At 58.6% G+C, this 11,113-nt stretch carries 12 protein-coding genes; 7 read left to right on the forward strand and 5 right to left on the reverse strand.

Annotated elements, in window-relative coordinates:
• Window positions 1-45: 45 nt before the first annotated feature.
• Window positions 46-978 (reverse strand): LysR substrate-binding domain-containing protein, encoded by a 933-nt coding sequence (locus GIR22_RS24470; protein WP_154745852.1) that lies wholly within the window; start codon window positions 976-978, stop codon window positions 46-48.
• A 184-nt stretch (window positions 979-1,162) separates the two neighbouring features.
• Here GIR22_RS24470 and GIR22_RS24475 point away from each other — a divergent pair, with 184 nt between their 5' ends.
• Window positions 1,163-2,341, forward strand: coding sequence for a hypothetical protein (locus GIR22_RS24475; RefSeq protein WP_154745853.1), 1,179 nt, complete (start codon window positions 1,163-1,165; stop codon window positions 2,339-2,341).
• Between the two features lie 77 nt (window positions 2,342-2,418).
• Here the strand turns inward: GIR22_RS24475 and GIR22_RS24480 are convergent, their stop codons facing one another.
• The 3 genes from GIR22_RS24480 to GIR22_RS24490 form a co-directional block, all read right to left on the reverse strand.
• Entirely contained in the window at window positions 2,419-2,730 is a 312-nt protein-coding gene (locus GIR22_RS24480; protein WP_154745854.1) for an AzlD domain-containing protein, read from the reverse strand.
• A complete protein-coding gene (locus GIR22_RS24485) occupies window positions 2,727-3,422 on the reverse strand; it encodes an AzlC family ABC transporter permease (protein WP_154745855.1) in 696 nt (231 codons plus the stop codon). Before GIR22_RS24485 ends, GIR22_RS24480 begins: the two co-directional genes overlap by 4 nt.
• Window positions 3,423-3,501: 79 nt before the next feature.
• Complete coding sequence (locus GIR22_RS24490) at window positions 3,502-3,717, reverse strand: hypothetical protein (protein ID WP_178122451.1); 216 nt, start codon at window positions 3,715-3,717, stop codon at window positions 3,502-3,504.
• Window positions 3,718-3,893: 176 nt separating this feature from the next.
• On the opposite strand from GIR22_RS24490, the gene GIR22_RS24495 reads away from it, so the two are divergent.
• The 6 genes from GIR22_RS24495 (at window position 3,894) to mgtA (ending at window position 10,418) form a co-directional block, all read left to right on the forward strand.
• Complete coding sequence (locus tag GIR22_RS24495) at window positions 3,894-4,250, forward strand: metalloregulator ArsR/SmtB family transcription factor (protein WP_154745857.1); 357 nt, start codon at window positions 3,894-3,896, stop codon at window positions 4,248-4,250.
• A gap of 19 nt (window positions 4,251-4,269) precedes the next feature.
• Window positions 4,270-5,553, forward strand: coding sequence for an arsenic transporter (locus GIR22_RS24500; RefSeq protein ID WP_154745858.1), 1,284 nt, complete (start codon window positions 4,270-4,272; stop codon window positions 5,551-5,553).
• 13 nt (window positions 5,554-5,566) lie between these two features.
• Window positions 5,567-6,037 (forward strand): arsenate reductase ArsC, encoded by a 471-nt coding sequence (locus tag GIR22_RS24505; protein WP_154745859.1) that lies wholly within the window; start codon window positions 5,567-5,569, stop codon window positions 6,035-6,037.
• A 12-nt stretch (window positions 6,038-6,049) separates the two neighbouring features.
• Window positions 6,050-6,736 (forward strand): arsenical resistance protein ArsH, encoded by a 687-nt coding sequence (arsH, locus tag GIR22_RS24510; RefSeq protein WP_154745860.1) that lies wholly within the window; start codon window positions 6,050-6,052, stop codon window positions 6,734-6,736.
• 420 nt (window positions 6,737-7,156) lie between these two features.
• Window positions 7,157-7,432 (forward strand): hypothetical protein, encoded by a 276-nt coding sequence (locus GIR22_RS24515; RefSeq protein ID WP_154745861.1) that lies wholly within the window; start codon window positions 7,157-7,159, stop codon window positions 7,430-7,432.
• A 271-nt stretch (window positions 7,433-7,703) separates the two neighbouring features.
• Complete coding sequence (mgtA, locus tag GIR22_RS24520) at window positions 7,704-10,418, forward strand: magnesium-translocating P-type ATPase (RefSeq protein ID WP_154745862.1); 2,715 nt, start codon at window positions 7,704-7,706, stop codon at window positions 10,416-10,418.
• A gap of 209 nt (window positions 10,419-10,627) precedes the next feature.
• Here mgtA and GIR22_RS24525 read toward each other — a convergent pair.
• The coding region (locus GIR22_RS24525; protein WP_154745863.1) for a DUF533 domain-containing protein at window positions 10,628-11,113 on the reverse strand (486 nt) is incomplete at its 5' end.

Here is an 11,113-nt window from a genome sequence, read left to right on the forward strand (position 1 = left end):
CGATTTATTGAGCAGGCAAACATTCGAAAAACGCAGGTTAGTTCTTCACACCGGGGTAGAGGGTTCCAACTGCCGATGCGCCAACCAGATTTCTTCTTGCAACCATTGGCTGAACACTTGCAACTGCGGCATCAGCGTCTGTTCCGGACGGGTGACCAACCAGTAGGACTGATGCCCTTCCACATGCACATTGAGCACTTGGGTCAATTGTCCGCAGGCCAACTCCGAGGCGACCATGTGCCAGTCCGCGATGGTGGTGCCCAGGCCATCGATGGCCCCGCGGATCGCCAGGTCCAGCAGGTCGAATTCGTAACCACCCTGGGTGTCGACGCCGCTGATACGCGCGGCGTCCAGCCAGTGCTTCCAGGTCAGGTAGCGCTGATCTTCCTTGGCCAAGACATGCAGCAAGGTCATGCGATTGAGATCAATACCCTGCTCGTTGCCCCATTCCCGGGCATACAGGCTTGGCGCACAGACGGCGATATGCCGCTCCTGAATCAGCAGGGAACTGTCCAGGCCATCCCATTCGCCATCACCAAAGCGAATCGCACAATCGAGGGTACTGGTCTGTGCCAGGCTGTCCTGCAAGCGCGTGGTAATGCTCAGTTCCAGCTCCGGATGCCGCTCACGCAGGCGCCCCAGGCGCGGCATCAGCCAGCGGTTGGTGAAGGTCGGCGGCGCGTTGATATGTAAACGATTGGAGTGGGTTTTCTGCTGGATGCTGCGCACCGTCAGTTCGATCTTGTCGAAGGACTGGTGCAACGCCCGCAACAGCACCCGGCCGGCGCTGGTCAATTCAAGGTGATGATGACGGCGCTCCAGCAGGTGCTCACCCAGTTGCTCTTCCAACTGGCGAACCTGGCGGCTGACCGCGCTCTGGGTGACGTTCAGCAATTCGGCAGCGCGGGTGAAGCTACCGGTGCTGCCCGCCACTTCGAAAGCTTTGAGCGCGTTTAGACCAGGCATTTTACGTTTCATGAAAAACACTCGGAAGCGGCTGACGGGGGATCAAGCATCCCACGAATACTAGGAATATTCCTACACCCATTGCGCAGTAACATGCATTTGGCGAAGGTTCTCGCGCAATTTTTATCGTTTGTCGATCCCACGCCAAATGACAAAACTGCAGGCATCTCTAATAAAAATAAATGAGACCTGCCCCATGCCCTTCCCTGCTTCCCTGCGCCTGAAAACTTCCTGCGCCACTCTGCTCTGCACCTTGGCAGCGCCGGCCATGGCCATCCAGGTGACCGATAACCTCGACCTGGGCGGCGCCATTCGTGCCCGCTGGGACGTCGACCCGGATCGCGATATCCAGAAGTTCGGTCTCGACACTGTCTTCCTCAACGCCAAGTACAACTCCGACACCTGGATCGGCGCCGCACAGTACCGCTTCTATGGGCGCTCCTACCCCTACCAGTACACCAGGAACTACGGTGATATCCGCTTCGCCCAACAGGCTTGGGTTGGCTACAAGTTCAACCTCGAGCGGCAAGTCCAGGTGGGCCTGAACCAGATACCGTTCGGTTTGCAGCCGCTGTTCGGCAGCACCTTCTACGAAACCCTGGGCAACGTCATCGGCCTGGAAGACGTACAGCAGGTCGGTGCCAAGTACATCCAGCAAATCGGCGACTGGAATATCCAGGGCGGCTATTACCTGCGCCCGGCGTGGCAAGGCAAAGGCACCAGCAACGGGGTGACCTACTCCAGCGTGGTGTCCGAGGCCGACAACTTTGTGATGGACGGCAGCAACAACCAGGAACGCCACACACTGGTACTGCGAGTGGCCAAGGCGCTGGCGTTGGGGGCCTGGAAATCCGAAGTGGGAATCTCGGGCCTGACGTCCACCCTTGAGAATCAGGACACTGACAAAGAGGGCCGTCGCAACGCGATAGCCGTGCACTACGCCGGCAAGAACGGCCCCTGGGGCGTGCAGTTACAGGCGGCGCGCCAACAGATGTCGCCACGTAACCCCGGAACGTCCGAAGTCGTGACCCTGGGTGGCTACGACGGTACCTACAACGTTGCCAGCCGCGGCAACCTGTACGTGGCGGACTTGAGCTATGACGTCGATGGCAAGTACCTGTTCGATCAGGTCAGTGGCGTGAAGCTGTATGCCAACTACAGCGCCTTCGACAAATCCGCCGATGACTTCAAGACCTCGCAGCGGCTGATCCTTGGCTCCTCGTTCTCGCTCAGCAAGTTGTGGATTGCCACCGAATGGCTGATTGGCAAAAACGATCCGTATATCGGCGGCAGCAGTTATGCCCAGAGCCTGGGGGCTGGCGGCAGCAACCAGTGGGAGAATCAGTTGTATATGAACATTGGGTATTACTTCTGAGCCGAGCATCGACCTGCCCGCAAGAACTGTCGAGCCCAGCGAGGCACGACAACTGATATGGGCCAGGGGATGCAACCTTAGAGCAGCCAGCGAAACAAATAGAACAACGCCATGCTCAACAGCACGGTGATCAACACGCTACGGGTCCAGAACATCAGGCCAACCGCACACATTCCAGCCAGCAGATAAGGGTTGCCCAGGCTCATATTGAGCCTGTGGTCAGCCATGAAAATGATCGGGCCACAGATCGCAGTCAACATGCCCGGCACTGCAAACTCCAGGAACTCCCGAGCACCACGGTTCAGGCGCACCGGCAAGCGCGGTTCAAGGAACACATAGCGGTTGAAAAAAACGATCAGGCCCATCGCAACAATCATCACAAACATCATCGCTGCCCCACTCCCAGTCGCTTGCAGGCATAGCCCGCGCTCATCCCCAGCACACCGGATACCACCACTGCCGACTCCCAGTGCCAGTAACTCAGCAGTACCGAGAAGAACAACGATACAGCGACACACACTACCGTCGGTACGTCCCGCACCACCGGTGTGATCAAGGCAATAAAGGTGGCGGCGATGGAGAACTCCAGGCCCAACTGGTCCAGGCCGGGAATGCTTTTACCCAGCACAATGCCGGCGAAGGTGAACAGGTTCCAGACCAGATAAAAGGTCAGGCCGACACCCAGGGCGTACCAACGGTTGAACGTCTGGCGATCATAATGGTTGACCAGGGCAAAGAACTCGTCAGTCAACAAAAAGCCCAGGCTCATGCGCCACCTGGGCTTGAGCGGCGACAACGTCGGGCGCATGTGCATGCCATAGAGCAGGTGTTGGGAGGTCAGCAGTAAAGTGGTCAACAGGATTGAGATCAGGCTGGCGCCGCTCTTGACCATGCCGATGGCTACCAATTGCGCGGCGCCGGCAAACACAATGGCCGAGAGCCCCTGGCTTTCCAGCGGAGTGAATTGGGCGTCGATTGCCGTCGAGCCCGCCAGCAGGCCCCAGGGTGCGCAGGCCAGGGACAGAGGAATGATCGCGATTGCGCCACGGGTAAACGCGTGGTGAGGCAAGGCAGTAGGCATACACAATGGACTCATCGCAGGACAGTCGATAAGCATGCCAGCACTGTTACATGTTGTCTTGAATGATCGTGCGGGGCTATCAGGCCAGCTTGACCGATACCCGCTCCACCGCGTCCCGGGCTTCGCGCAATTCGTGAGCGTCCTGGTTGAGACGGTGAATGGTATTGAGCAGCCGCTGGCGCAGCACTTCGTCGCTGAGCTTTTCCACAGCGCGCATCAGGTCAAAGGCCGCGGTTTCGTTATTTTCCGCGACGGCATCAAGGGTCTTGCGCAGGTTTCGAGTAGCACGGGGCACGCGTTTTCTTCCTTCATCACTAATGGGCAGGCACTTTAGGACATTAATGTTTCATTTTAATTTCAACCACTTGTCATCCACTCCCAGGTGTTTGACCTGGGTCAATTGAAACCGGATTTGATCAAGACATATGGATATGCGTATATTCGTATTAACGAATATACAGGCGCCCCGCCATGTCAGATTTTTTCTCCCCTCCCGATATTTTCAAATGCCTGGCCGATGCCACCCGCACACGATTGGCCTTGCTGATCCTGCGCGAAGGCGAACTGTGCGTCTGCGAGTTGATTCACGCCCTGGACGATAGCCAGCCGAAAATCTCCCGCCATCTCGCACAATTGCGCAGTGGCGGGTTGCTGCTGGATCGTCGCCAAGGCCAGTGGATCTACTACCGCCTCAATCCAGCATTGCCACAGTGGGTGAACACGGTGCTGGAAACCACCCTGCAGGCCAACCAGTCCTGGCTGCAAGCCGACGCACAGCGCCTGGATGCAATGGGCGACAGGCCACAACGGGCCAGCACCTGCTGCTGACTCATCGAGGAGTATCTTCATGCTTGTCGCCATTGCCATCTTCATATTCACCATCGTCCTGGTCATCTGGCAGCCCAAGGGCTTGGGGGTCGGCTGGAGCGCCACCGCCGGCGCGATCCTCGCACTGGCCTTCGGAGCCATCAGCCTGACTGACATTCCCGTGGTATGGCACATCATCTGGAACGCCACCGGGACCTTCGTCGCCCTGATCATCATCAGCCTATTGCTCGACGAAGCCGGCTTTTTCGCCTGGGCCGCCTTGCATGTCGCGCGCTGGGGTCGAGGCCGTGGCAGACGCCTGTTTGCCTATATGGTGTTGCTGGGCGCACTGGTGTCGGCGCTGTTTGCCAACGACGGGGCGGCGCTGATCCTCACGCCGATTGTCATATCGATGTTGCTGGCCTTGCGTTTTTCGCCAGCGGCGACCCTGGCCTTTGTCATGGGTGCAGGCTTTATTGCCGACACCGCCAGCCTGCCACTGGTGGTCTCCAACCTGGTGAACATCGTCTCGGCTGACTACTTCAAGATCGGCTTCAACGAATATGCAGCGGTAATGGTGCCGGTGAACCTGGTCAGTGTGACCGCGACCCTGGCGGTATTGTCATGGTTCTTCCGTCGCGACATCCCCCCTGTCTATGACCCGGCAGACCTCGCCGACCCGGCCAGCGCCATCCATGACCGCGCCACGTTTCGCGCCGGCTGGTGGGTGCTGGGCATCTTGTTGATGGGCTGTTTCGCACTCGAGCCCCTGGGCATCCCCATCAGCGCCATCGCCGCGGTGTGTGCCCTGCTTCTACTGGTCATCGCCGCCAAGGGCCACAAGATCTCCACCCGCAAGGTGCTGAAAGATGCGCCTTGGCAGATCGTGATTTTCTCCCTGGGTATGTATCTGGTGGTCTACGGCCTGCGCAATGCCGGGCTGACCACCTACCTGGCTACCTGGCTCGATGGTTTTGCCGAATACGGTATTTGGGGTGCGGCGCTGGGTACTGGCGTGCTGACGGCGTTGCTGTCGTCGGCAATGAACAACATGCCAACGGTACTGATCGGTGCACTGTCCATCGAATCCAGCCATGCCGTGGGCGTGGTCAAGGACGCCATGATCTACGCCAATGTGATCGGCAGCGACCTGGGCCCGAAAATCACCCCTATCGGCAGTCTCGCCACCTTGCTGTGGCTGCATATCCTGGCGCGCAAAGGCATCACCATCACTTGGGGTTACTACTTCAAGGTCGGTATTGTCCTGACCTTGCCCGTGCTGTTGATCACCCTCGCCGCCCTTGCGCTACGTCTGAGTATTTAAAAGGAAGCCCTTTATGAAAGTCCTGTTCATGTGCACCGCCAACAGTTGCCGCAGCATCCTGTCCGAAGCCTTGTTCAACCATCTGGCCCCGGCAGGATTCCATGCCATCAGTTCCGGCAGCTTCCCCAAGGGCCAGGTCTTGCCGCGCAGCCTGAGCACCTTGGAGGCGGCCGGGATCAGCACCGAAGGCCTGTACAGCAAAGGCAACGAGGCCTTTGCAGACAGCCCGCCCGATATCGTGATCACCGTTTGCGACAAGGCCGCAGGCGAAGCGTGTCCGGTGTATTTCGGCCCGGCACTCAAGGCCCATTGGGGGTTGGAAGACCCCTCGGACATCAAAGATGATGAGGCGCACGTGGAGGCGGCCTTCCAGGCCACGCTGGAGATCATCGAAACCCGATGCCGAGCGTTTTTCGAACTGCCTTTCGCCACCCTCGGCCACGCTGAACTCAAGGCCGAACTCGACCGCATCGCCGCGCTGTAACCGGAGAACCCAATGACCACCCTGCCCAATCTCGACCCCACGCTGTCATCCCCCCTGCATAACGGCCTGGAACAAGCGCCACGTATCCTGCTGCTCTATGGTTCCACTCGCCCACGCTCCTTCAGTCGTTTGTTGGTGGAGGAAGCCGCGCGCCTGCTGCAGCACCTGGGTGCCGATACACGGATCTTCGACCCCTCAGGCCTGCCCCTTCCAGACGATGCCCCTGGCGATCACCCCAAGGTCCAGGAACTGCTGGAACTGATGCAATGGTCCGAAGGCCAGGTCTGGTGTTCGCCTGAGCGCCACGGCTCGATGTCAGCAGTGTTCAAGGCGCAGATCGACTGGGTGCCCCTGGCCCTCGGCGCTGTTCGCCCAACCCAGGGCAAGACCCTGGCGGTGATGCAAGTCAGCGGTGGTTCACAGTCGTTCAATACGGTCAACCAATTGCGGGTACTGGGGCGCTGGATGCGCATGTTCACCATCCCCAACCAATCGTCGGTACCCAAGGCTTTCATGGAGTTCGATGATCAGGACCGGATGAAACCTTCGGCGTTGTATGACCGAGTAGTCGATGTCATGGAAGAACTGGTGAGGTTCACCCTGCTATTGCGTGATCATCCCGAGTTGGTCGACCGTTACTCGGAACGCAAGGAGAACGCCGAGGAGTTGTCAAGGCGGGTTAACCAACGGTCGATTTGAGCGCCTACCCGAAGTACGCAGCACACCCGCCAGCGGCAACTTGGCAGCGCCATCAGTTATGGCACCTACGGGTTAGTGTTGATATATCCATCGACTGGAATCTTATGTATATGTTTTACAACTTCCCTGTGTCGCTACCTGAACAAACTCTGAACCAGTGACACTTTAATTCTTTAATCGTTGACAATACGTAACCGCCTGAGTAAATTTCCCGGGCCTGCAACTCAGGCCTTTTTAAACCTCACAAAAGAAGCCAATGGACACAGTATCTAGTCGCTGCCCGATCACCGTGAATGCGGCGCATCGGGCGCAAAACCCAGAAAATGACGGGACTCGCCTTCCAGGTCGGGTAAGCTGCGCTAGAGCTTGATGCTCCACGTAACTGCCTCACCGGTCGCCAGTCCGGTCCCGAGGTGTGTTATGAATTTCCAACTTACTGCTTTTCCTACTGTGGTGTTGCCAGATCTACGCACGCGGGGTTCAGCCCTGCGTGCCAAGCTGAGCCGCGAGCCCGTAGGCTTTTCGCCCACCCGCGCCACCTTTGTCAGTCCTTCCCTGCGCGTGAGCCCGGCTCCCGTGGCCCATTGGCGTATCTGCCCAACAACTGGCCAACGGCTGCAACAGTGTGATCATGCCGACCCTCAAGACCCTCAGAGTCGAAACGCCTCCAGCCTGTTCGCCGGTTGGAAGCGTTGAGCAGTCACCGCCAGGCGCCCTCTTCGAGCGCCTGAGCAAGACTGTTTTCTTATTATTCGCCAATTGATTTGCTGGAGTTCTCTATGGACGAAGCCAGTAGTAGCCCGCTGCGCGCTAGTTAACTAATGCACTTCTAGCGGGCTTGTAGAAAGTTATCCAATACTTTATTTAAACCGATCGCCAAGTCAGCGACTCGGCATGCTTTCGCGCGCCTGTCTCCAGGTAAGTCCGGGTATGTCTTGTCGAAAAATTGGCGACAGGAGCACCTACAATGAGCGCAGTAAAAACCACGCAATTGCCAAACAAAAACGGCACAAGCGCCGACATCAAACTGTCGATGCGTGCTGCCCGCGAGGCCCGGAACGGCCTCTCGGCTACCCTGGCCAACGTTCGGGCAACCAAGGATGGCCTGACTGAACTGGACGCTTCGGCTCGCCTGCAACGCGAAGGCTATAACGAGGTGGCCCATGACAAGCCGCCTCATGCTTTCGTGCAGTTTCTCCAGGCCCTGAACAACCCGTTCATCTATGTTCTGCTGACCTTGGCGGGCATCAGCTTCATCACCGATTACTGGCTACCGCTGCAAGCGGGTGAAGAAGCCGACCTGACCAAGGTCATCATTATCATGACCATGGTCATGCTCAGCAGCCTGCTGCGTTTCTGGCAGGAGCACCGCTCGGCCAAATCAGCCGAAGCCTTGAAAGCCATGGTTCGCACCACTGCGACCGTGCTGCGTCGCGAACAAGTCGGCGCCAGGCCCACTCTGCGGGAAGTACCGATGCGCGACCTGGTGGCGGGCGACATTGTGCAGTTGTCGGCCGGCGACATGATACCGGCGGACATCCGGCTGATTGAATCCCGTGACCTGTTTATCAGCCAGGCCGTGCTAACTGGCGAAGCCTTGCCGGTGGAAAAGTACGACACCCTGGGGGATGTCACGCAGAAGTCCGCCACCTCCGAGGCGGCGGACCAGGGCAACCTGCTGGACCTGCCCAACATCTGCTTCATGGGCACCAACGTAGTCAGTGGCCGGGCGCAGGCGGTGGTGGTCGCCACGGGTCCGCGCACCTATTTCGGCTCGCTGGCCAAAGCCATTGTCGGCTCCCGGGTGCAGACCGCCTTTGACCGAGGGGTGAACAGTGTCAGTTGGCTGTTGATTCGCTTCATGTTGGTGATGGTGCCCATCGTGTTCTTCCTCAATGGCTTCTCCAAGGGCGACTGGGGCGATGCGTTCCTGTTTGCCCTGGCGGTGGCCGTCGGCCTTACCCCGGAAATGCTGCCAATGATCGTCAGCGCTAACCTGGCCAAGGGCGCAACTGCCATGGCCCGGCGTAAGGTGGTGGTCAAGCGCTTGAATGCGATTCAGAACTTCGGCTCGATGGATGTGCTGTGCACCGACAAGACCGGCACCCTGACCCAGGACAAAATCATTCTGGAGCATCACGTCAACGCCTTCGGCCAGCGTGATGATGCGGTGCTGTCGCTGGCCTGGCTCAACAGCCATCACCAAAGCGGCATGCGTAACCTGATGGACCAAGCGGTGGTGCAGTTTTCGCAACTGAACCCGGAGTTCCAGGTGCCCTTTGCCTACAGCAAGGTCGACGAACTGCCCTTCGACTTCGTGCGTCGACGCCTGTCGATTGTGGTCAAGGACAGTCACGGTGATCATCTGCTGGTGTGCAAGGGCGCCGTGGAGGAAATGTTGAGCATTGCCACCCATGTGATGGAAGGCAATACCGCTGTCGTGCTGGATGAACATCGCCGCGAAGCATTGCAAGCCCTCGCTGGCGATTACAACGAGGACGGTTTTCGGGTGTTGGTGGTCGCGACCCGCACCATTCCCAAATCCCTGGCCCTCAACCAGTACACCAGCGCCGATGAACGCAACCTGGTGATCCATGGCTTCCTGACCTTCCTTGATCCGCCGAAGGAAACTGCCGGCCCGGCGATTGCCGCCCTGCAAGGTATCGGTGTCGCAGTCAAAGTCCTCACCGGCGACAACGCCGTGGTCACCAGCAAGATCTGCCGTCAGGTCGGACTGGATCCAGGCGTGCCGCTGCAGGGGGTAGAAATCGAAGCCATGGACGACGCCACCCTGAAGCTACGGGTCGAGGAGCGCACAATTTTCACCAAGCTGACGCCGCTGCAGAAATCCCGGGTGCTCAAGGCCTTGCAGTCCAACGGCCACACCGTGGGTTTTCTCGGTGATGGCATCAACGATGCGCCAGCCCTGCGGGATGCCGACGTCGGTATTTCGGTGGACAGTGGCACCGATATCGCCAAGGAATCGGCCGATATCATCCTCCTTGAAAAGAGCCTGATGGTGCTGGAAGAAGGTGTGCTCAAGGGCCGCGAAACCTTCGGCAATATCATGAAGTACCTGAACATGACCGCCAGTTCCAACTTCGGCAACGTGTTCTCGGTGCTGGTGGCCAGTGCGTTTATTCCGTTCCTGCCGATGCTGGCGATCCATCTGCTGCTGCAAAACCTGATGTACGACATCTCCCAGCTGGCCTTGCCGTGGGACAAGATGGACAAGGAATACCTGGCCAAGCCGCGCAAGTGGGATGCAAAAAACATCGGCCGTTTCATGATCTGGATCGGGCCCACCTCATCGATCTTCGACATCACCACCTTCGCCTTGATGTGGTACGTGTTCAGCGCCAACAGCGTAGAAATGCAGACCCTGTTCCAATCTGGCTGGTTTATCGAAGGGCTGCTGTCGCAAACCCTGGTGGTGCACATGCTGCGGACCCGCAAGATCCCGTTCTTCCAGAGCACTGCTGCCTGGCCGGTGATCATGATGACCTGCATCGTGATTGTGCTGGGGATCTACGTGCCGTTCTCGCCCCTGGGCACCCTGGTGGGCCTGGAGCCGCTGCCGCTGGCGTACTTCCCATGGCTGGTGGGAACCTTGCTCGCCTATTGCTGCGTGGCCCAACTGATGAAGACGATCTACATCCGCCGCTTCAAGCAGTGGTACTGAGCTGCCATTGACCAATGGGTGAGCGGGACGGCGCCAACGGCTGTTGATCGACGGTCACAAACAATGGAGTCAACAAGCGAAGTAAGACCCGTGGGGAGTTTATAGTCGAGGGGTTCCCCTCAACTATAAACTCCCCACCTTTGATTCGCTTAACTGGCCTGCATCAGGGCGCGCTCACTCACCACTGCTGCCTCTGCCAAAAGACGGAGTCAAGCCTGACCCTTGGCCTGCTGTTCCAGGTGTGCCTGCAGTTCAGATGCGATCTGAAGCTGGGCCGCCAACTCATCCAGGTAGCCACGTTCAGTCGGCTGCTGATCATTCACCAGCATCACGCTGGCCAGGTAAATCTCGGCGGCAATGGCCGGGTCCCGGGCGTACTCGGCGAAATCCGCGGCATTGAGTGGCCGGGCGACTTCTGCGTCGAGCCAGTCTTTGAGTTGCGGTTCATCGGTATGACGAGCCAGTTCGGCCGAAATCATCTGCTGCTCCTGATCATCAATCTTGCCATCGGCCTTGGCCGCGGCGATCAGTGCTCGCAGGATCGCATGACTATGTTCGTCGACCTGGGCCCCAGACAACTGGTCAACGGTTTGCAGCGCCTGTTGCGGGGCGGACGCTTGTTGGCTCTGCCACGCCTGGTAGGCCTGGAATGCCATCATCCCCAGGGAGGCCAGGGCCGCGTAGCTGGTGCCACC

This window comes from Pseudomonas karstica (assembly GCF_009707515.1).
GTDB lineage: Bacteria > Pseudomonadota > Gammaproteobacteria > Pseudomonadales > Pseudomonadaceae > Aquipseudomonas > Aquipseudomonas karstica.

Coding starts and splice junctions, on each gene's coding strand:
- GIR22_RS24495 (WP_154745857.1), top strand. CDS start 3,894: ATGTCAGATTTTTTCTCCCCTCCCGATATTTTCAAATGCCTGGCCGAT.
- GIR22_RS24515 (WP_154745861.1), top strand. CDS start 7,157: ATGAATTTCCAACTTACTGCTTTTCCTACTGTGGTGTTGCCAGATCTA.
- GIR22_RS24505 (WP_154745859.1), top strand. CDS start 5,567: ATGAAAGTCCTGTTCATGTGCACCGCCAACAGTTGCCGCAGCATCCTG.
- GIR22_RS24475 (WP_154745853.1), top strand. CDS start 1,163: ATGCCCTTCCCTGCTTCCCTGCGCCTGAAAACTTCCTGCGCCACTCTG.
- arsH (WP_154745860.1), top strand. CDS start 6,050: ATGACCACCCTGCCCAATCTCGACCCCACGCTGTCATCCCCCCTGCAT.
- mgtA (WP_154745862.1), top strand. CDS start 7,704: ATGAGCGCAGTAAAAACCACGCAATTGCCAAACAAAAACGGCACAAGC.
- GIR22_RS24470 (WP_154745852.1), bottom strand. CDS start 978: ATGAAACGTAAAATGCCTGGTCTAAACGCGCTCAAAGCTTTCGAAGTG.
- GIR22_RS24500 (WP_154745858.1), top strand. CDS start 4,270: ATGCTTGTCGCCATTGCCATCTTCATATTCACCATCGTCCTGGTCATC.
- GIR22_RS24485 (WP_154745855.1), bottom strand. CDS start 3,422: ATGCCTACTGCCTTGCCTCACCACGCGTTTACCCGTGGCGCAATCGCG.
- GIR22_RS24480 (WP_154745854.1), bottom strand. CDS start 2,730: ATGATGTTTGTGATGATTGTTGCGATGGGCCTGATCGTTTTTTTCAAC.